Origin of the sequence: Kitasatospora sp. NPDC001527 (assembly GCF_040298605.1) — a bacterium.
Classification (GTDB): Bacteria; Actinomycetota; Actinomycetes; order Streptomycetales; family Streptomycetaceae; genus Kitasatospora.
On sequence record NZ_JBEPAM010000057.1, the window covers coordinates 1 to 19,310 of the forward strand.

General features: G+C 71.7%; 19 protein-coding genes and 1 pseudogene. 13 read left to right on the top strand and 7 right to left on the bottom strand.

Annotation, left to right across the window (positions count from 1 at the left end):
• The first annotated feature begins 117 nt into the window (after positions 1 to 117).
• The 8 genes from mshD (at position 118) to pstB (ending at position 9,811) form a co-directional block, all read left to right on the top strand.
• Complete coding sequence (gene mshD, locus ABT238_RS33540) at positions 118 to 1,113, top strand: mycothiol synthase (protein WP_350803085.1); 996 nt, start codon at positions 118 to 120, stop codon at positions 1,111 to 1,113.
• A gap of 336 nt (positions 1,114 to 1,449) precedes the next feature.
• Positions 1,450 to 3,627 carry an RNA degradosome polyphosphate kinase gene (locus ABT238_RS33545; RefSeq protein WP_350803238.1) on the top strand — a complete coding sequence of 726 codons (2,178 nt, stop codon included), beginning with the start codon at positions 1,450 to 1,452 and terminating at the stop codon, positions 3,625 to 3,627.
• Positions 3,628 to 3,867: 240 nt separating this feature from the next.
• On the top strand, positions 3,868 to 4,953 hold the full coding sequence (locus ABT238_RS33550) for a CHAD domain-containing protein (protein WP_350570089.1): 1,086 nt from the start codon (positions 3,868 to 3,870) through the stop codon (positions 4,951 to 4,953).
• A 1-nt stretch (position 4,954) separates the two neighbouring features.
• Complete coding sequence (locus ABT238_RS33555) at positions 4,955 to 5,413, top strand: NUDIX hydrolase (RefSeq protein WP_350570088.1); 459 nt, start codon at positions 4,955 to 4,957, stop codon at positions 5,411 to 5,413.
• Positions 5,414 to 5,658: 245 nt separating this feature from the next.
• Entirely contained in the window at positions 5,659 to 6,792 is a 1,134-nt protein-coding gene (pstS, locus tag ABT238_RS33560; RefSeq protein ID WP_350570087.1) for a phosphate ABC transporter substrate-binding protein PstS, read from the top strand.
• 149 nt (positions 6,793 to 6,941) lie between these two features.
• Positions 6,942 to 7,919, top strand: coding sequence for a phosphate ABC transporter permease subunit PstC (pstC, locus tag ABT238_RS33565; protein ID WP_350570086.1), 978 nt, complete (start codon positions 6,942 to 6,944; stop codon positions 7,917 to 7,919).
• Positions 7,916 to 8,989 (top strand): phosphate ABC transporter permease PstA, encoded by a 1,074-nt coding sequence (gene pstA, locus ABT238_RS33570; RefSeq protein WP_350570085.1) that lies wholly within the window; start codon positions 7,916 to 7,918, stop codon positions 8,987 to 8,989. The genes pstC and pstA overlap by 4 nt, the downstream gene beginning before the upstream one ends.
• Before the next feature lie 45 nt (positions 8,990 to 9,034).
• Positions 9,035 to 9,811 carry a phosphate ABC transporter ATP-binding protein PstB gene (pstB, locus tag ABT238_RS33575; RefSeq protein ID WP_350570084.1) on the top strand — a complete coding sequence of 259 codons (777 nt, stop codon included), beginning with the start codon at positions 9,035 to 9,037 and terminating at the stop codon, positions 9,809 to 9,811.
• A gap of 166 nt (positions 9,812 to 9,977) precedes the next feature.
• Here the strand turns inward: pstB and ABT238_RS33580 are convergent, their stop codons facing one another.
• Both ABT238_RS33580 and ABT238_RS33585 read right to left on the bottom strand, forming a co-directional pair.
• Entirely contained in the window at positions 9,978 to 10,976 is a 999-nt protein-coding gene (locus ABT238_RS33580; protein ID WP_350570083.1) for an inorganic phosphate transporter, read from the bottom strand.
• A gap of 5 nt (positions 10,977 to 10,981) precedes the next feature.
• Positions 10,982 to 11,602 (bottom strand): DUF47 domain-containing protein, encoded by a 621-nt coding sequence (locus ABT238_RS33585; RefSeq protein WP_350570082.1) that lies wholly within the window; start codon positions 11,600 to 11,602, stop codon positions 10,982 to 10,984.
• Positions 11,603 to 11,948: 346 nt separating this feature from the next.
• Between ABT238_RS33585 and ABT238_RS33590 the strand changes: the two genes are divergently transcribed.
• Positions 11,949 to 12,338 carry a metal-sensitive transcriptional regulator gene (locus ABT238_RS33590; protein ID WP_350570081.1) on the top strand — a complete coding sequence of 130 codons (390 nt, stop codon included), beginning with the start codon at positions 11,949 to 11,951 and terminating at the stop codon, positions 12,336 to 12,338.
• Between the two features lie 25 nt (positions 12,339 to 12,363).
• On the opposite strand, the gene ABT238_RS33595 is transcribed toward ABT238_RS33590, so the two are convergent.
• A complete protein-coding gene (locus ABT238_RS33595; protein WP_502891487.1) occupies positions 12,364 to 12,603 on the bottom strand; it encodes a hypothetical protein in 240 nt (79 codons plus the stop codon).
• A 203-nt stretch (positions 12,604 to 12,806) separates the two neighbouring features.
• The gene (locus ABT238_RS33600) at positions 12,807 to 13,742 is read right to left on the bottom strand and encodes an SCO4651 family lipoprotein (RefSeq protein WP_350570080.1); all 936 of its coding nucleotides are present in this window, start codon (positions 13,740 to 13,742) and stop codon (positions 12,807 to 12,809) included.
• A 173-nt stretch (positions 13,743 to 13,915) separates the two neighbouring features.
• Between ABT238_RS33600 and ABT238_RS33605 the strand changes: the two genes are divergently transcribed.
• Entirely contained in the window at positions 13,916 to 14,119 is a 204-nt protein-coding gene (locus tag ABT238_RS33605) for a hypothetical protein (protein WP_350803267.1), read from the top strand.
• 56 nt (positions 14,120 to 14,175) lie between these two features.
• Here the strand turns inward: ABT238_RS33605 and ABT238_RS33610 are convergent, their stop codons facing one another.
• Together ABT238_RS33610 and ABT238_RS33615 are read right to left on the bottom strand one after the other, a co-directional pair.
• Positions 14,176 to 14,901, bottom strand: coding sequence for a phosphatase PAP2 family protein (locus tag ABT238_RS33610; RefSeq protein ID WP_350570078.1), 726 nt, complete (start codon positions 14,899 to 14,901; stop codon positions 14,176 to 14,178).
• Between the two features lie 397 nt (positions 14,902 to 15,298).
• Positions 15,299 to 16,306 (bottom strand): annotated as a pseudogene (locus ABT238_RS33615) (C40 family peptidase); the annotation flags it as partial.
• Between the two features lie 248 nt (positions 16,307 to 16,554).
• Between ABT238_RS33615 and ABT238_RS33620 the strand changes: the two are divergent.
• Complete coding sequence (locus tag ABT238_RS33620; RefSeq protein ID WP_344344345.1) at positions 16,555 to 16,905, top strand: DUF8827 family protein; 351 nt, start codon at positions 16,555 to 16,557, stop codon at positions 16,903 to 16,905.
• A 292-nt stretch (positions 16,906 to 17,197) separates the two neighbouring features.
• A complete protein-coding gene (locus tag ABT238_RS33625) occupies positions 17,198 to 18,025 on the top strand; it encodes a DUF8175 domain-containg protein (protein WP_350803142.1) in 828 nt (275 codons plus the stop codon).
• A 186-nt stretch (positions 18,026 to 18,211) separates the two neighbouring features.
• On the opposite strand, the gene ABT238_RS38860 is transcribed toward ABT238_RS33625, so the two are convergent.
• On the bottom strand, positions 18,212 to 18,376 hold the full coding sequence (locus ABT238_RS38860) for a hypothetical protein (RefSeq protein ID WP_502891488.1): 165 nt from the start codon (positions 18,374 to 18,376) through the stop codon (positions 18,212 to 18,214).
• On the opposite strand from ABT238_RS38860, the gene ABT238_RS33630 reads away from it, so the two are divergent.
• On the top strand, positions 18,366 to 19,310 hold the full coding sequence (locus ABT238_RS33630) for a hypothetical protein (RefSeq protein ID WP_502891489.1): 945 nt from the start codon (positions 18,366 to 18,368) through the stop codon (positions 19,308 to 19,310). The genes ABT238_RS38860 and ABT238_RS33630 overlap by 11 nt on opposite strands.

Below are 19,310 nucleotides of genomic sequence, written 5' to 3' on the forward strand. Positions count from 1 at the left end.
GGTACTGCAGGGGGGACCCTGTGGGAGAGTAGGACGCCGCCGAACAAATTGTGAGAGAACCCCCGCCGGTATTCCGGCGGGGGTTCTCTGCGTTCACCGTTGACGTATCGTCAGTGCATGGACGATGGAACGGCAACACCGGGCGACGCGATCACGGTCCTCGCCTCCGACGTACTGCGGCCGGCCCAGCGGGACGCGGCCCTGCGGATCCTCGCGGAGGCCCAGGGCGCGGACGGCCGGGAGGCCGTGTCCGAACAGGGGCGTCTGCGTCTTCGCTCCTCGGAGACGGCGCGGACCGGAGTGACCCACTTCCTCGAAGCGGATCCCGGCACCGCCGGGACCGTCGGCTACGGCCAATTGGAGGTCCCCGAGAACGGCAGCGCCAACCCGGCCGCCGAGCTCGTCGTGGCGCCGGCCGCCCGCGGACGGGGCTTCGGCCGGCCCCTGGTGGACGCGGTGCTCGCCCAGGCCGCCCGGGCGGGCCGCGGGTACGTGGACTTCTGGGTGCACGGCGGACACCCGGCGGCCCGGCACCTGGCCGAGCGCTACGGCGCCGAGCTGGTCCGCGAGCTGCGGCAGATGCGCCGCACCGGTCCGCAGACCGAGGCGGTCCCGCTCCCGGACGGGATCGAGCTGCGGACCTTCCGGCCCGGTGAGGACGACACCGAGTGGCTCCGCCTGAACGCCCTGGCCTTCGCCCACCACCCGGAGCAGGGCTCCTGGACCGAGCGCGACCTGGCCGACCGGCTGGCCGAGCCGTGGTTCGACCCGGCGGGCTTCTTCCTCGCCACCCGGGACGGCAAGCCGGTCGGCTTCCACTGGACGAAGGTGCACCCGGCCACCGCGACCGAACCCGCGCTCGGCGAGGTGTACGTGGTGGGCGTCGACCCGGCGGAGCAGGGCAGCGGCCTCGGCCGGGCGCTGACCGCGGCCGGCCTGCGCCACCTGACAGGCGGTGACGAGTCGGTCGGCGAGCGTGGCCTGGAGACGGTGCTGCTGTACGTCGACGCGGACAATCCGGCGGCGGTCCGGGTCTACGAAAGGCTCGGATTCACTGTCCACGAAGTCGATCTGATGTATCGGGCCGGGGTCGTGCGGCCGAATTCCCGGTGACCGCGTTCCGGTAACCGAAAGTGATCGCCGGATCCGGGCGATCCGGCCTCGCCTAGCGGAGAGAACGGGGCCGCGGCAACGGGTGTGCGCTCGTCGCCGCAGCCCCGACCGCCTCAGCTTTCCTCCTGGCCATGCGGTGTTTACCGTGGATTCAATTAATGCCGCGAAGATCACAGGATGAAGTCCGTAGTGTCTCGCTCGTGCAGCATCGGTCGGCACACGTCGACCGGTCCTGTGACGACCGCGCCGGGTGGTTGGGTGCTGGTGATGGGCGAGGGCGACGGCCCGAAAAGCATTTCGTGTCCGGACGCCGTCCTGCTGGAGGAGCTGGAGCTCATGAGCATCCCCCGCCCCGTCCCTGCCCCGCTGTCCCCACCCGCGCGGATGTCCAGCGCGCTCGGGATACCGCCGGAACTGACGGTCACCGACGAGCAGGACCTCGAGGAGCTGCCGCAGGGCCGGTTCCTGGACCGTGAGCGCAGCTGGCTCGCGTTCAACGAACGCGTGCTGGAACTGGCGGAGGATCCGGGGATCCCGTTGCTGGAGCGCACCAAGTTCCTGGCGATCTTCGCCAGCAACCTCGACGAGTTCTTCATGGTCCGGGTGGCCGGCCTCAAGCGCCGGATCGCCACCGGCGTCGCCCAGCGCAGCGCCTCCGGGCTCCAGCCGCGCGAGGTGCTGGACCTCATCTGGACCCGCTCGCGCGAGCTGATGGCCCGCCACGCCGCCGCGTTCCAGCAGGAGGTGCTGCCGGACCTCGCCGCCGAGGGGATCGAGGTGGTCCGCTGGTCCGAGCTGGCGGAGAAGGAGCAGGCGCGGCTGCACACGCTGTTCCGGCAGAAGATCTTCCCGGTGCTCACCCCGCTGGCGGTGGACCCGGCGCACCCCTTCCCCTACATATCGGGGCTCTCCCTCAACCTGGCGGTCGTCGTGCGCAACCCGGTCTCCGGGCACAAGCACTTCGCCCGGGTGAAGGTGCCGCAGTCGCTCGCCCGCTTCCTGGAGGCCTCCCCGCAGCGGTACGTGCCGCTGGAGGACGTCATGGGAGCGCACCTGGAGGAGCTCTTCCCGGGGATGGAGGTGCTCGCCCACCACGCCTTCCGGGTCACCCGCAACGAGGACCTGGAGGTGGAGGAGGACGACACCGAGAACATCCTCAAGGCCCTGGAGAAGGAGCTGATGCGGCGGCGCTTCGGCCCGCCGGTGCGGCTGGAGGTCGAGGAGTCGATCGACCCGTACATCCTGGACCTGCTGGTGCGGGAGCTGAACATCACCGAGGCGGAGGTCTTCCCGCTGCCCGGCCCGCTGGACCTGACCGGGCTGTTCGGCATCGCCGGGCTGGACCGGCCGGAGCTGAACTACCCGAAGTTCGTGGCGGGCACCGCGCGCGGCCTGACCGATGTCGAGTCGGCCTCGCAGCCGGACATCTTCGCCGCGATGCGCGAGCGGGACGTGCTGCTGCACCACCCGTACGACAGCTTCTCCACCTCGGTGCAGGCCTTCCTGGAGCAGGCCGCGGCCGACCCGGACGTGCTGGCGATCAAGCAGACGCTGTACCGGACCTCGGGCGACTCGCCGATCGTCGACGCGCTGATCGACGCGGCGGAGTCCGGCAAGCAGGTGCTGGTGCTGGTCGAGATCAAGGCGCGCTTCGACGAGCAGGCCAACATCAAGTGGGCCCGCAAGCTGGAGGAGGCCGGCTGCCACGTGGTCTACGGCCTGGTCGGGCTGAAGACGCACTGCAAGCTGTCGCTGGTGGTCCGCCAGGAGGGCGACACCCTGCGCCGGTACTCGCACGTCGGCACCGGCAACTACCACCCGAAGACCGCCCGGCTGTACGAGGACCTCGGTCTGCTGACCTCGGACCCGCAGGTCGGCGCGGACCTCTCGGACCTCTTCAACCGGCTCTCCGGCTACTCGCGCCGCGAGTCGTACCGCCGGCTGCTGACCGCCCCGCGCGGGCTGCGCGACGGTCTGGTGGCGCGGATCCACAACGAGATCGCCAACCACCGGGCCGGCCGCCCGGCGCACGTGAAGCTCAAGGTCAACTCGATCGTCGACGAGGCCCTGATCGACGCGCTGTACCGGGCCTCGCAGGCCGGGGTGCCGGTGGACGTGTGGGTGCGCGGCATCTGCGCGATCCGGCCGGGCGTGCCGGGGCTGAGCGAGAACGTCCGGGTGCGCAGCATCCTGGGGCGCTTCCTGGAGCACTCGCGGATCTTCGTCTTCGGCAACAACGGCGATCCGGAAGTGTGGATCGGCAGCGCCGACATGATGCACCGCAACCTGGACCGCCGGATCGAGGCGCTGCTGCGGATCACCGACCCGGCGCACCGGGCCGAGCTGTCCGGGCTGCTGGACCTCGGCATGTCGGACGAGACGGAGTCCTGGCACCTGGGGGCGGACGGGGCCTGGACCCGGCACGCCGACGACGGTGACGGCAAGCCGCTGCGACACGTCCAGGACCTGCTCATCGACTCGCGTCAGCGTCGCCGGGCCGCCACCACCCGATGACCGCCGGTCGCCGCCACGACCCCGCTGACGCCAGACGTGACGACGTGAGCCGCGACGCCGCGAGGCGTGGCCCGCACCGCACCGCGCGGTGCCGGCCGCGCCTGCGGGGACACGACGGCACGAGACTCGACGACGCGACCGCGCGACCCACCGACGCGAGCCGCTGAGCGGCAGGGACCCGCTGAGCGGTCGGCCACCAGCCCCGGGGACGGCCCCGGGGGAACGGGGATCTACCTAGCCATGACCGATGCGCCGATGACGGCCCAGGCGGCCTCCACCGCGACCGCCGGGGACATCCTCTCCAGCCATCTCACCGCCCTGGCGGGCGCGTTCCTGCGCGCCCTGCCGCTGGCGGTGGGCGAGGTCGGTGCGAGACCGGGTGCGTCCGTCGTCCCGTCGGAGGGCACGGCGGGCCTGCTGCGGGCGGTGCGGCGGATCAGCGGGCTGCTGACCACCTTCTCCGCGTCCTTCGAGCCGCTCTGGGCACAGGAGGCGCGCGGTGAGCTGGCGTGGCTGCTGAACCTGCTGGCGCTGGAGCCGGGCTACGTGCGGCGGTCGGCCCGGCTGCTGGGCGCGCTGGACGGGCTGAGCGGCAGCGAGGCGGAGGGGCCGGGCATGCTGGCCGGTCACGCGGGGGCGCCGAAGGCGCGGGCGCTGCTGGACCGGCAGCTGACGCTGGCCCGGACCAGGGCGCACTCCACGGTGCTGCAGGAGCTGCGCTCGGCGCGGCTGCACGCGCTGGCGGACCGGATGACGCTGCTGGTGGCGGACGCGCCGCTGGCGGAGGCGGCGAACGGCCGGGCGGCGGCGGTGCTGGTGCCGCAGGCGGCGGCGGCGTTCGGGGCCCTGGCGGCGAGCGCCCAGCAGCTGCCGTTGCAGCGGGCGGCGACGCCGTACGGCGGGGACGGGCTGCGCCGGCTGGGGTCGGTGCCGAGCGCGCGGGGCGCGCTGGACGCGGACGCGGCGCTCGCGGCGGACGACGCGCCCTGGCACCGTACGCGGGTGCTGGTGAAGCGGGCCCGGTACGCGCTGGAGGTGTGCGGGCGGCCGTCGGCGGTGCTGGACGAGCTGGACCGGGTGTTGCTGCGGCACCAGGAGGCCTCGGAGGCGGCGGTGACGGCGGCGACGGCGGCGCGCACGCCGCGGATCACCCCGGCGACGGCGTACGTGCTGGGTGTGGTCCACGCCGACCAGCGGCTGGAGGTGGAGGCGGCCCGGTACGCCTTCGGGCGGCGGTGGCCGGAGCTGCCGCCGGGCGCGGAGGCGTGGCTGGAGCTGCCTCCGGCCGAGGGCCGGGGACCGGTGGCGGAATCGCGGACGGCCTGAGGTGGCCGACGGGCCGGTGGTGCTGGCGGCGGGGGCGGTGCTCTGGCTGCCGGGCCGCCCGAAGAAGAGCGGCCGGCTCGGCCGGCCGCGGATCGCGGTGATCCACCGGCCGAAGTACGACGACTGGAGCCTGCCGAAGGGGAAGCTGCACCCGGGTGAGGGCGTGGTCGAGGCGGCGCTGCGCGAGGTGCGGGAGGAGACGGGCTTCTGCTGTCTGCTGGGGGCGGAGCTGCCGACCCAGCACTATCTGGCGCAGGGCCGGCCGAAGGAGGTCCGGTACTGGGCGGCGGTGCCGACGGCGGGGGAGTTCCGGCCGAGCCGGGAGGTGGACCGTCTGGAGTGGCTGCCGGCGGGCAAGGCGCGGGAGCGGTTGAGCCGGGAGCAGGACCGGCGGCTGGTGGACGCGCTGCTGGAGCTGCTGGGGGCCAGACCGGTCGGATCGCGGGCCCGGGAGACGTGAAGGAACAGTGGAAGTGATCTTCCCGCGCTCTCGCCGTGACGCAACCGTTACTACCTGACGTAGTTTCCTGTCATCCGTTCGAGGTTCACTCTCCGTTCACTTACGACCGGCTGACGCGTCACCTACCCGGCCTAACTTCGGTGTCACCGGAGGGCCGAACGGGCCCCGGACCTCAGCAAAACCCGCGCTCCGCCCCGTTTTCGCGGGGCCTGCGCGCCGGGCAATGCCACAGAAAGGGACACCCTGTGAAGCTCCAGCGGAACGGCCGCTCCAAGGCCCTCGCGATCGGTGCCATGGCGCTCGTCAGCTCGCTGTCGCTCGCCGCGTGCGGTTCGGACGAGAACAACACCAACGCGTCCGGTGGCGCCAGCGGCTCCGCCTCCGCCGCCGCGATCGAGTGTGGTCCGAAGCCGGCCCCGCTGGTGGCCGCGGGCTCCACCGCCCAGGGCAACGCGATCGACATCCTGAAGAACAACTTCGGTGCGGCCTGCAAGGAAGCCACCATCAACTACGGTGGCGGCGGCTCGGGTGCCGGTGTCCAGCAGTTCAACCAGGGCAAGATCCAGTTCGCCGGCTCGGACTCGGCGCTGAAGCCGGCCGAGGTCGACGCCAGCAAGGCCGTCTGCACCGGTGGCCAGGGCATCAACCTGCCGGTCGTCGCGGGCCTGATCTCGATCGTCTACAACGTCGAGGGCGTCGACAACCTCGTCCTGGACGGCCCGACCATCGCGAAGATCTTCGACTCGCAGATCACCAAGTGGAACGACCCGGCCATCGCCGCCCTGAACCCGGGCGCCAAGCTGCCGGACGCCGACATCCAGGCCTTCCACCGCACGGACGACTCCGGTACCACCGACAACCTGACCAAGTACCTGGCCAAGACCTCGGGCGGCGCCTGGGCGTACCCGCCCAGCAAGGCCTGGGCGGGCAAGGGCGGCCAGGGCGCCAAGGACTCGGCCGGTGTCTCGGCCCAGGTGAAGCAGGTCAAGAACTCGATCAGCTACGCCGAGCTGTCCTACGCCCAGACCAACAACCTGAAGAGCGCCTCCATCGCCACCGGCGCCTCCAAGCCGGTCGAGGCCAACGCCACCAACGCCGCCAACACCTTCGCCAAGGCGAAGATCGCCGGCACCGGCAGCGACCTGGCGCTGACCCTCGACTACGCGACCAAGGACGAGGGCTCCTACCCGCTGGTCCTGGTCACCTACGAGATCGTCTGCGACAAGGGCAACAAGGCCGACACGCTCGACTCCCTGAAGGCCTTCCTGACCTACGCCATCAGCGACGCGGGCCAGAAGGCGATCGGCGACGCGGGCTACGTCCCGCTGCCGAAGGAGCTGACCGGCAAGGTGGCCGAGGCCGTCAAGGGCCTCGCCTGATCCAGTAGGACCTCCGCTGGGGCGGCCCCGAGATCGAGGGGGGCCGGGGCCGCCCCAGCGGGAAGTACCGACGAGAACGCAACACGTCCGGGGCACCGCCGCCATGGTGCCGCCCCCTCGGGGCCGCACCACCAGACCGGAGTAGACCAATGACTGCAAACACCCCTGCCGCCCCGCCCGGCAGGGAACGCCGCCCGCGCGACAGCCGGGTCGGCGACAAGATCTTCATGAACCTGTCCCGCGGGTCGGGCATCCTGCTGCTGGCGGTCATGGCCGCCATCGCGGGCTTCCTGACCTGGCGCTCGGTCATCGCGCTGAGCAAGAACGAGGGCAACTTCCTCACCACCTTCGAGTGGACGCCGGACGCCCCGGAGCCGGTCTTCGGCATCGCCGTCCTGGTGTTCGGCACCATCGTCAGCGCGGCGATCGCGATGGCGATCGCCGTCCCGGTGGCCATCGGGATCGCGCTGTTCATCTCCCACTACGCGCCGCGCCGGATCGCCCAGCCGTTCGCCTACCTGGTGGACCTGCTGGCGGCCGTGCCCAGCATCATCTACGGCCTGTGGGGCGCGCTCTTCCTGGTGCCGCACCTGGAGGGCCTGACCAGCTGGATGGACCAGTACCTCGGCTGGACGTACATCTTCGACCAGTCCCGGGCGACCACCCCGCGCAACCTGTTCACCGTCGGCATCCTGCTGGCGATCATGATCCTCCCGATCATCACCGCGGTCAGCCGTGAGGTCTTCCGGCAGGTGCCCCGGATGCACGAGGAGGCCGCGCTCGCGCTCGGCGCGACCCGCTGGGAGATGATCCGCACCGCGGTGCTGCCGTTCGGCCGCCCCGGCATCATCTCGGCCTCGATGCTCGGCCTCGGCCGCGCGCTCGGCGAGACCATCGCGGTCGCCGTCGTGCTCTCCTCCAGCAACGTCCTCTCGCTGCACCTGCTCGACCCGGGCGGCGGCACCTTCGCGCAGAACATCGCGCTGAAGTTCAGTGAGGCCCAGCCCTTCGGCCGGGACGCGCTGATGGCCTCCGGACTTGTCCTGTTCGTGATCACCCTGCTGGTCAACGGTGCCGCGCGGCTGATCGTCGCCCGCCGCAAGGAGTACTCGGGGGCCAACGCATGAGTGCCGTCACCTCTGTCCCCTCGGACGCCCGCCCGGTCGGCCGGCCGCTGACCGCCAACCGGCTGCCCAAGTGGGCCCCGGCCGGCGTGGCCGCCGGTTCCGTCGTCCTCGGCTGCGGCATCGGCGTGGTCGGCGGCCTGGAGAGCAAGCTCCAGTGGGGCCTGATCTCCGCGATCCTCTTCGTCGTCATCAGCTACGTGCTCTCGGCGCAGGTCGAGGGCCGCCGTCAGGCCAAGGACCGGCTCGCCACCTCGGTGGTCTGGGTCGCCTTCATCCTGGCCGTCGTCCCGCTGCTCGCGCTGACCGTCTACACCGTCCAGCAGGGCGCCTCGGTGGTGGACGGGAACTTCCTGTCCCACTCCATGCGGGGCGTGCGGCAGTCCGGCCCCGGCGGTGGCATCTACCACGCGCTGATCGGAACCCTGCAGCAGGTCGGCCTGGCCACCCTGATGGCCGCGCCGGTCGGTCTGCTGACCGCCGTCTACCTGGTCGAGTACGGCCGGGGCAAGCTCGCCAAGGCGGTCACCTTCTTCGTCGACGTCATGACGGGTGTCCCGTCGATCGTCGCCGGTCTGTTCATCCTGTCCGTCTGGAACCTCGCCCTCGGCTTCAACTACTCCGGCTTCTCGGGCAGCCTCGCGCTGGCCATCCTGATGCTGCCGGTCGTGGTCCGCTCCACCGAGGAGATGCTCAAGCTGGTCCCGAACGAGCTGCGCGAGGCGTCGTACGCGCTCGGCGTGCCGAAGTGGAAGACGATCCTGCGGGTCGTCCTGCCCACCGCCATCGGCGGCATCACCACCGGCGTGATGCTCGCGGTCGCCCGCATCACGGGTGAGACCGCCCCGGTGATGCTGCTGGTCTTCGGCGCCGACTACATCAACAACAACCCGTTCGACGGGCCGCAGCAGTCGCTGCCGATGTACATCTGGCAGCAGTACTCCCAGGTGAACAACCAGTACGGCTACGCCCGCGCCTGGGGTGCCGCCCTCGTGCTGATCGCCTTCGTGATGGGGCTCAACCTCATCGCCCGGGGCATCGCCCGCTGGCGTTCGCCCAAGGCCGGGCACTGAGCGACCGACTGACGTACGACGAAGACTGAGAGAAGACGAACGATCATGGCCAAGCGCATCGACGTCAGCGGACTGTCCGCCTACTACGGCTCCACCAAGGCCATCGAGGACATCTCGATGGCGATCGAACCCCGCTCGGTGACGGCCTTCATCGGCCCCTCCGGCTGCGGCAAGTCCACCTTCCTGCGGACCCTCAACCGGATGCACGAGGTGATCCCCGGCGCCCGCGTCGAGGGCAAGGTGCTCCTGGACGACGAGAACCTGTACGGCGCCAGCGTCGACCCGGTCGCCGTCCGCCGCTCGGTCGGCATGGTCTTCCAGCGCCCGAACCCGTTCCCGACCATGTCGATCTACGACAACGTGGTCGCCGGGCTGAAGCTCGCGGGCGTGCGCAAGAAGTCCGTGCTGGACGGCGTGGTGGAGACGTCCCTCAAGGGCGCCAACCTGTGGAACGAGGTCAAGGACCGGCTGAACAAGCCGGGCGCCGGCCTCTCCGGCGGTCAGCAGCAGCGCCTGTGCATCGCCCGCGCCATCGCGGTCGAGCCGCAGGTCCTGCTGATGGACGAGCCCTGCTCGGCCCTCGACCCGATCTCCACCCTGGCCATCGAGGACCTGATCGGCGAGCTGAAGTCCCAGTTCACCATCGTCATCGTGACGCACAACATGCAGCAGGCGGCCCGCGTCAGCGACCGCACCGCCTTCTTCAACCTGGCCGGCGTCGGCCAGCCGGGCAAGCTGATCGAGCTGGACGACACCCAGCGGATCTTCTCCAACCCGTCCGTGCAGGCGACCGAGGACTACATCTCCGGCCGCTTCGGCTGATCGGTTCCGCCCGACCGCCCGGGCGGCGTTCCACAGGCTGCTTCGCGGTGCTGCATGGCGGTGCCGCCGCGGAGCATGAAAGGGCCCGCCCCCCGAGATGTGGGGGGCGGGCCCTGTCGCGTCCGCACATGTCCCGCCCCGGAGTGCCGGGGGGCGTCCGGCGGCGTCAGCCCCAGAACAGGTGGACGAACCAGAACATCAGCGCCGCGACGAGGGCGGCCGCCGGCATGGTGATGAACCAGCCGAGCACGATGTTCTTGGCGACGCCCCAGCGCACCGCGCGGAGCCGCTTGGTGGCCCCGGCACCCATGATCGCCGAGGTGATCACGTGGGTGGTGGAGATCGGCGCCTTGAAGACGAACGAGGTGATGTACATGACCGTCGAGGCGGTGGCCTCGGCGGCGAAGCCCTGCGGCGGGTCCAGCTCGATGATCTTCCGGCCCAGGGTCCGCATGATCCGCCAGCCGCCGGCGTAGGTGCCCAGCGAGAGCATGGTGGCGCAGGAGATCTTCACCCAGACCGGGATCGGGTCGCCCTGGTCCTGGTGGCCCGAGATGACCAGGGCCATCACCACGATGCCCATGGTCTTCTGCGCGTCCTGCAGACCGTGCGCGAGCGCCATCGCGGCGGCCGAGGCCGTCTGGGCGACCCGGAAGTTGCGCTTGGCCCGGTGCGGGTTGGCCCGCCGGAAGATCCACAGGATCGCCAGCATCACCAGGAAACCGCCGACCAGGCCGACCACGGGCGAGACGATCATCGGGATGACGATCTTGTCGATGACGCCGCTCCAGATCACCTCGGTGCCACCGGCCAGCGCCGCGCCCACCATGCCGCCGAACAGCGCGTGCGAGGAGGAGGACGGCAGGCCGAAGTACCAGGTGACCAGGTTCCAGGCGATGGCGCCGACCAGCGCGGCGAACAGGATCGCCATGCCGGTGTCGCCGGTCGGGGTCTCGATGATGCCCTGCGAGACAGTGTGCGCCACCCCGCTGCCCAGGAAGGCGCCCGCCAGGTTCATCACCGCGGCCATCGCCAGGGCCGCCCGGGGCGTCAGCGCCCGGGTGGAGACCGAGGTCGCGATCGCGTTGGCCGAGTCGTGGAAGCCGTTGGTGTAGGTGAAGAAGAACGCGACGCCGACGACGGCGATCAGTGCTGCCATGTCCACGGGGGTCAGGACTCCTTGACCGCGATGGTCTCCACCGTGTTGGCGACGTGCTCGAACGCGTCCGCGGCCTCTTCGAGGACATCCACGACCTGCTTCAGCTTGAGCACCTCGATGGCCTCGTACTGGCCGGAGAAGAGGTGGGCGAGCAGCTTGCGGTGGATCTGGTCGGCCTGGTTCTCCAGCCGGTTGACCTCGATCCAGTACTCGGTCAGGTTGGACATGCTCCGCAGGTTCGGCATCGCCTCGGCGGTCAGCTCGGCGGCGCGGGCCAGGACCTCGATCTGCTGCTCGATGCCCTTCGGCAGGGTCTGGATGTCGTAGAGGACGACCAGGTCGACGGCCTCCTCCATGAAGTCCATGATGTCGTCCAGCGACGAGGCGAGGGTGTAGATGTCCTCGCGGTCGAAGGGCGTGATGAAGGACGAGTTCAGCTGGTGGAAGATCGCATGGGTGGTGTCGTCTCCGGCGTGCTCGGCGGCGCGCATGCGCTCGACGATCTCCGCGCGGGCCGACACGTCTGATCCCAGCAGTTCCAGCAGGAGCTTCGAGCCGACGACGAGGTTCTCCGCGGCTGCGGCGAACATGTCGTAGAAGCTCGTCTCCTTCGGGGTCAGGCTAAAACGCACGGAAATCTCCGATGTGCGGGGTAGGGGACTGAACGATGCTAGGTGCAACCGAGCGCCATCACGCAAATGGGGTGCTCGAAGAGGAGTCGGAACCTCCCCTTCCGTTCGGCTGCCGCAATGGTGGACACGTCCGCACCACAGGTGCGGGCACGAGCCCCCAGTCTGACGGAACCTCGCCCGGATTGCCCCTGCCGTGCGGCGGGAAGAGCGGGGTGTTCCCCGGACGGGGGAACCGTGCCGCGGGCCCCGGCGGCGGCCGGCCGTGCCGGAGGAACACCACGACGGGCCCGGGTGTTGGACACTGGAGGCCGACGCAGCCAGCAGGCACTCAGACGAAGGCGGGCCGATGACCACCACGCAAGCGCGCACCGAGCCGGAGCAGGCGCCCGGGGCGGAACCGCACGGCGAGCACGTTGCGCTCCAGAAGACGCCGGACGCCCACGCCGCCCACGGCCCGCACGGGTACAGCGCCCAGAAGGACGCGCACCTCAAGCGGCTGCGCCGGATCGAGGGCCAGATCCGCGGTCTCCAGCGGATGGTCGACGAGGACGTCTACTGCATCGACGTGCTCACCCAGGTCTCCGCCAGCACCAAGGCCCTGCAGTCCTTCGCGCTCTCGCTGCTGGAGGAGCACCTGCGGCACTGCGTCGCGGCCGCCGCCGAGGAGGGCGGCACCGAGCTGGACGCCAAGGTCGCCGAGGCCACCGCCGCGATCGGCCGGCTGCTGCGCAGCTGACCCCGCCGCCCTCCGGCCCCGGACGCTAACCGGCCGGACGCCGGCCCTCCCGGGGGGCCCGGGCCTCCCGGCCCTGCGGGTCCCGGGCCGGCCCGGCGGCCGGACCGCCGTCGGGCCGGTCGAGCAGCACCTCGTCGATCCGCTCGGTCGGCAGCCGGTCGTCGCTGCTGGCCGTGGCGGCGATCATCAGCTCACCGGCCAGCTCGATCTCGTCGAGGGCCGCGTCGTCGTGGCCGCCGCTGCGGCCGCCCGTGGACGACATCACCTGCACCACCCCTTCAGCGCCTCGCCAGCCCGGGCGGCAGCCACCCGACGTCCAGCCTAGGCACTTCGGAGCCCGTCCACATGGCACGGACGGGCCATCTCGGCGCCGCCGAAACGGGTGGGCCCGGGGGCTTCCGGGCCCACCCGGACCGGCGGCGTCCCCGCGCGCCTGCGCCCTCGGCGCCCGCGCCGCCCCCCAGTGCGCTACTTCGGACTCTCGGTGGGCTTCATCGCGTAGATGTCCGCGGCCGGCGGCTCGGCCGCCTCGACCGGCGCGCCGAAGTCGCTCAGCGTGGTGGTCGAGACCACCTTCACCTGGTCCTTGGCCTCCTTGGAACCGGCCACCCCGGCGAAGGTGAAGACCTCGACCACCTTGTGCAGCCGGCCCTGGTCGTCGAGCCAGACGTCGTAGGGGACCTCCTTCACGGTGAAGGTCTGCGCCCCCATCCGCAGGCCGTCCCCGCCGCGCCCGCCGGTGGCGTCGGCCGCCTTGGCGAGGTCCAGGGTGCCGCGGAAGTGCTTCAGGGCCACCCCGCCCAGCGGCTCGGTGCCGACCAGCTCGGCCTTCTGGGCGCCGCGCAGCGCGCCCGCGGCGGACGACGGGTCGGTGGCGCCGCCGCTGACCAGGTTGCCGTCCGGCAGCTGGCGGACGTCCAGCTTGACCCACTTGCCCTCCGGCACCTTGGCGCCGCTGTTCTGCAGGTAGACCGTGCCGGGCAGGAGCACCTCGACGATCTTGCCGGTGGTCGCGGCGCCCGGCGGCACCTGCACTTCCAGCCGCCCGATCCGCTTCACGTAGTCGTAGCCGCCGGCGCCGGTGAAGACCGCCTTCTTCTCCGCCGACTCGGTCACCAGCTCGGTGGCGGCGTGCGCGGAGCCCGAGCGGCCGGTGATGTCGGCGGCGGCGCGGACCGCCTCCAGCGGATCGGCGGCGAGCCGGTCGGCGGAGATCCGGCCGGGGTCGCCGCTCGCCTGCTGCTCGGCGGAGGCGGCGCTCGCGCCGTCCGCACCGTCCGGCGAGCAGCCGGCCAGGGCGGACGCCCCGGCCAGCACGGCGGCGAGCAGGACGGCACCCGCCGCCGGACGCACCCGCCGCCCGGCGCGGCCGCCCGCCCGGCCGCTGTGCTGCTGGTCGGTCATCTTCATCCTCGCGACAACCCCCTCGGGCCCGACTGCCCCGCCGGCCACCACCAGCGGGTGGGCAGAGCTCTTTCCGTGCAAACGAGTTGGGACGCGAGAGGTTACGGGGCCGGGTGCGTCGGGTGTGCCGCGGGCGTCGCGCGGCGGTGGTCCGGCGCGTTACGGTGAAGCACGTGCACAGTGAGCTGTCGGCCGTTCCCGGCACCACCCGGATGCCCGAACACCGCGTCGAGATCAGCGAACGCGGTTCCTTCTGCCACGCGACCTGCAGCTGCGGCTGGTACTCCCCGGCCCGGCGCTCGCGTGACCTCACCCGGCGCGAGGCGGATGCCCACCTCTCCACCGCCGGGGCCGCCCCGGGGACGGGACCGGGGTAGGGCCGGAGCGGGCCCGGGGCCGTCGTCGGGGGGCGTCGTCCGGTCTCTCGTCCGGCTCACGCGGCCAGGTCGGACTCCCGCGACTGTTCCTCGGTGCGCAGCGCGCCCCGGGCGCCGCCGCGCCGTCCCCGCGCACCCGGACGGCCCCCGCCCCGCTCGGCGCCCCGTCCGGCGCGGATCAGCGGGGCGAGCGGCGTGCGGGCGAGCGCGTGGCAGAGCGGCACCAGCACGGCCATCGCGATCGGCGCCAGCAGCAGCACCACCGCGGCGGCGAGCGCGAAGCCGCCGATCACGTCGGTCGGGTAGTGGACGCCCATGTACATCCGGCAGAAGCCCTGCAGCAGGGCCAGGCCGCCGGCGATCCAGCCGAGCCGTCGGTTCACCAGGAAGAGCGCCACCGCGATGCCCATCGACATCGTGGAGTGGTCGCTGACGAAGGAGTGGGTGCCGGCCTTGCCGTCGACCAGCACCTCCAGACCGGAGTGGTCCACGAAGGGCCGGGGGCGGTCCACGATCGCCGAGATCGGCAGGTTGGCCAGTTCGGCGAGGGCGACCGAGAGCGGGGCCCACAGCAGCCCGGCGACCGCCACCGGGGCGTCGGGGCGCCGCCGGGCCTGCAGCCAGCCCACCAGGCCCAGCAGGGCGAGGCCGAGCAGGATGCCGTACTCGCCGATCCAGGAGACCAGGCGGTCCACGGAGGCCGGGGCGTGTCTGGCCAGGCCGTTGACGGCGTAGAGCAGGCCGAGGTCGGGGTTGGTCGTGTCGGCAAGCGGCGTCGACACGCCGCACCTCCTTCTGGGTCCGCTGCACCTGGTCCTTGCTCCGTGGCCCACGCCACCGCCCGGCTCGGGGCGGTTGACGGTGGACCAACGGACACAACGTCATCACCGGCGTACAGCGTTCCACGGAAACGCGCAGTTATGGAAACTTGACTCAGCGTCCACACCGCGCGCACACCCGGCGGGTGGGCGGGAATCAGTTCTTTGCGGGGAGTTGACCTGGACCTGCCGTTCCGCTGCCGCTGCCGCTGCCGCTGCCGGTGGCGACGGCGCCGGCGGCCCGGCCGGGCGGGGCGGCCTGGACGGCCGCCTGCGCCGCCGGGGTGGTCGGGGCGGGGGTGGGCGTGGTGGGGGCCGGGTCGCCGGGGCGGCTTGGGGCGATCACCTGGCCGTCGTCGTCGTTGCGGTTCGGCAGGGCCTGGGCGCCGTCCGAGGTGACCCGGGTGGCGCCGATGTACTCCCGGGTGTCGATCTTGTCGTAGCGGATCACCGCGCCGGTGTGCGGCGCGTCGATCATGTATCCGCCGCCCACGTAGATCCCGACGTGGTGGATGCTCCGCGGATCGGTCAGATCGGTCGCCCAGAACACCAGGTCCCCCGGGCGCAGCTGGTCGCGCGACGGGTGCGGCCCGGCGTACCACTGGTCGTTGGCGACCCGGGGGAGGATGATGCCCACGCTCTCGAACGCGGCCCTGGTGAGCCCGGAGCAGTCGAACCGTCCCTGCTGCCACGGCTTGCCGTCGCCGCCCCACAGGTACGGGGTGCCGAGCTTGGTCTGGGCGAAGTAGATCGCGCCCGCCGACTGCGCCGAGACCTCCACCGGGGCGGCCGGGTCGGCCGGGGCGGCGAAGCTGCGGGCCGTCGCCAGGATGTTCCGCACGTACCCCTGGGTCTCCCGGTACGGCGGCACGCCCCGGTACTTCGTCACCGCGCCCGGCCCGGCGTTGTAGGCGGCCAGCATGTTGGACTGGCGGTCGCCCGGGATCTTGGCCACGTCCCTGGCGAGCGCGCAGTCGAAGGTGGCCGCCGAGGCGATGGCGTCCAGCGGGTCCCAGGGGTCCCTGCGGCCGTCGTTGTTCCCGTCCGTGCCGTACGACGCCCAGGTGCCCGGCATGAACTGCGCCAGGCCCTCCGCCCCGACGCCGGAGCGGGCCCGCGGGTTGAAGCCGCTTTCCTGGTACAACTGCGCCGCGAGCAACGGGGGGGAGAGATCGGGGCAGAGCCGGCCCCACTGCTCGATCGGCCCCTGGTACGCGGCCGGAACGGTTCCCGGGGAGAGGCCCGCGGCATTGCCCTGTTGCTGTGGCGTCCCGCTCGCCGCATACGTCCCGAGCGTCACCAGGCCGACGAAGCCGGCGAGGACAACTCCCGCAGCAGCGGCGGCCGTACCGCCCTTCCGGAGTACCATCAGCACCATCCCGACGAATCGTCAGTCGAAGTGTCCCGGAAGGCGTTGCTCACCGCAATCATCAGAGATACAAAGAGTGAGCGCTATCCTTCGTACGGTGGACATCCTCGCGTACGTGTCCGATGCCTCACGACCAATCCGCGAGAAGTAGCCAAGTCGACATCAGATCTGGCCAAGAATAGGTACCGACCCTTCGCGCGGGCGGGGTCTGGGCCCTTGAATTTGCCTGATCGGGCGGTGAGATGGAAATGAACCAGAGCAGCGTGCACAGCATCGCGATCGGCCACCTGGCCGAGGACCCTCCTAAGAAGCCGAATATCGACACCATCATCGGCGGCATCGCCCCGGACTGGGGCCCGTTCGCGAGCCTCGGGTCGGAGGCCCGGGTGATGATCGAGGTCGTCATGGCCGTGGCCATCCTGGGCTGCCTCGGCATCGCCATCTGGGGTGCGGCCAAGCAGCGGATCGGTGCCACCGCGATGCGTGACAGCTTCGGTGCCGAACAGGGCAAGGGGCTGATCATCGCCGGGCTGACCGGCGTGTTCATCATTGGATCACTCGGCACTCTGTTCACCATTGTGTACGGCATGGCGATCTGACGATCAGGCAGATCTGACGGATCGGGCAGATCGGACAGTCGGGGCGGATCCGGCGGTTCGGGCGCTCCGGACTCCCCGGGCCGCCGTGACCGGGCGGTGGACGGCGCGGCCCCCGGGCCCGCCGACCGGTCCGATCGTCTGACCCTCCGACCAGTCCGACGTCACGTCCGGGTATCCGTGAATGCTCGGAGTCCCGCCGGGAATCCATCCACCACCCCTTCCCTCCGCGCCCGCCCACGGCCGGAGGGGCCCCCGGAGCCGCCAGCCGGCTCCCCGCACCAGGAGGGCCGCCGTGCCGTTGTCCGACGACCAGCCGCACACCCGGACGCGGCTGCCGGTCGGCGAACAGCCCTCCCTCCAGCCGAACGGCCGTCAGCCCAGGCCGCTGCGCACGCTGCTGACGATCGTCCTGGTCGTCGCGCTGCTCGTGCTGGCCATCTCGATCGCCAACCGGGGCAAACCCGACCCCGGCCGCGGCGGCGCCGACGCCGGCCGCTCCGCCGACCGGGCCGCCGCCACCGCGGCCCCCGGCGCGGGCCCCGGGCCCAGCGGCGAGCAGCCCGTCGGCACGACCGTCAACGGCATCGCCTCCGGCTTCCCGCACACCGACCAGGGCGCCCAGTCCGCCGCCGCCAACTACGCGGTGGCCATCGGCTCCGCCGACATGTTCCGCACCGACACCCGCCACACCATCATCACCACCATCGCCGACCCCGCGGCCGCTCCGGCCCTCCAGTCCCGTCTGGACCAGGGGTTCTCGCCCGAGACGGCGGCCAGGTTCGGGGTGGACGCGCAGGGACGCGCGCCGAAGGGGATGACCTTTGTCAGCCGGACCGTTCCGGTGGGGACGAAGAGCAGCGCTTACACGGCCGAGAGCGTGAAGGTTGAGGTCTGGTGCACGGGCCTCTACGGGATCGCGGGCGAGCGCTCGGTTCGCCCTGTCTCGGAGGAGTGGTTCACGCTCACCCTCAACCTGCGATGGGTGGGCGAGGACTGGAAACTCGCCGACTACAGCCGGGCATCGGGCCCGGCACCTGTACCGCCGGACCAGCAGGCCGCGACCGCCGAGGAGATCACAGGTGCCGTCGAGCAGTTCGGAGGCTTCCGCTATGCGCGCTGACGGCGGCCGGACGACGATTCCGCGCGTTCTGGCGAGGCTTTCCGGAGGAGCGGCCCTGGGCCTGCTGACGGTCGTTCTGACAGCGCGGCAAGCCCTTGCCGAACCCTCTCCCACGGCGACCCCGACCCCGACTCCCAGTACCCCGAACTCGAACTGCCCGGGGATCCCCCTTCCGGGCAACGACGTCTACTGCGCCCCCGGTGGTGGTGGGGCGTCGCTGCCGGGGAGCGGGACGGTCGGGACGGTGACGGATCCGCTGGGGTCGTTGGCGAAGGGGTGTGCGCAGGCGGCGGCGTGGGTGGTGCGGAAGCTGTCGGGGGCGATCGACGGGACGACGGAGGTGGACTTCACCAACGCGTCGTTCCTGCAGCAGTACGCGGTGGTGTTCGCCGCGTCGACGATCGTCACGCTGGTGCTCTGGCTGCTCGCGGTGACCAAGCGGGCGGTGCGCGGGGCGCCGTTGGCGACGGCGATCTCGGAGGCGATCGGGTTCCTGTGGCTGACGGTGGTCGCGTCGGCGTTCACGCCGTTGATCCTGTACACGGTGGTGAGCGCGACCGACGGGCTGACCAAGGCGATCGCGGTGGGGACGAAGTCGGACACCGGGACGTACCTGGGCGGGTTCGCGGACACCCTGGAGAAGGGTGACATGGGCGGCGGGCCGCTGATCCTGATCATCACCTCGCTGGTGGCCGTGCTGGCGGCGGCGGTGCTCTGGATCGAGCTGCTGATCCGGGCGGCGATGCTGTACGTGGGCGCGCTGCTGGGGACGGCGGTGTACGCGGGTCTGGTGGACAAGCAGTTGTGGAAGCACGTGCGCCGCTGGGCGGGGGTGATGGTGGCGGTGGACCTGGCGAAGCCGATCATCGTGATCATCCTCGGGCTGGCCGGGGCGGTGTCGGCCGGGGCGGGGGCGAGCGACGACTTCGCCCGGGTGCTCTCGGGGCTGGCGATCCTCTTCCTGTCGATCTTCGCGAGCGCCGCCGTGTACCGGTTCGTTCCGGGCTTCGGCGACGAGATCATGAGCATGCGCAGCGCCCGGGCGAGCGCGGTCTCGGCGGGATCGGCGATGATCAACGGGACGGCGAACTTCATGCGGCAGGGCATCAGCACGCACGGCGACCGCGGCCCGCAACCGGGCGGCGGGGGCGGCGGCGGTGCGGGCGGCGGCTCGGTCGCCCCGGGCATCGCCGCCCACGCGGCGCGCACGCCGCCGCCGCAGGCCGGGCCGCCGGCCCAGGCCTCGGCTCCGAGCCGCGACAGCAATCCAGCGAAGGGAGGGTGA

What these genes read in the sequence shown, in the direction of transcription:
- pstB (WP_350570084.1), top strand. Translation starts at nt 9,035, where the DNA reads ATGGCCAAGCGCATCGACGTCAGCGGACTGTCCGCCTACTACGGCTCC.
- ABT238_RS33545 (WP_350803238.1), top strand. Translation starts at nt 1,450, where the DNA reads ATGAGCATCCCCCGCCCCGTCCCTGCCCCGCTGTCCCCACCCGCGCGG.
- mshD (WP_350803085.1), top strand. Translation starts at nt 118, where the DNA reads ATGGACGATGGAACGGCAACACCGGGCGACGCGATCACGGTCCTCGCC.
- ABT238_RS33620 (WP_344344345.1), top strand. Translation starts at nt 16,555, where the DNA reads ATGAACCAGAGCAGCGTGCACAGCATCGCGATCGGCCACCTGGCCGAG.
- pstC (WP_350570086.1), top strand. Translation starts at nt 6,942, where the DNA reads ATGACTGCAAACACCCCTGCCGCCCCGCCCGGCAGGGAACGCCGCCCG.
- ABT238_RS33590 (WP_350570081.1), top strand. Translation starts at nt 11,949, where the DNA reads ATGACCACCACGCAAGCGCGCACCGAGCCGGAGCAGGCGCCCGGGGCG.
- pstA (WP_350570085.1), top strand. Translation starts at nt 7,916, where the DNA reads ATGAGTGCCGTCACCTCTGTCCCCTCGGACGCCCGCCCGGTCGGCCGG.
- ABT238_RS33600 (WP_350570080.1), bottom strand. Translation starts at nt 13,742, where the DNA reads ATGACCGACCAGCAGCACAGCGGCCGGGCGGGCGGCCGCGCCGGGCGG.
- ABT238_RS33550 (WP_350570089.1), top strand. Translation starts at nt 3,868, where the DNA reads ATGACCGATGCGCCGATGACGGCCCAGGCGGCCTCCACCGCGACCGCC.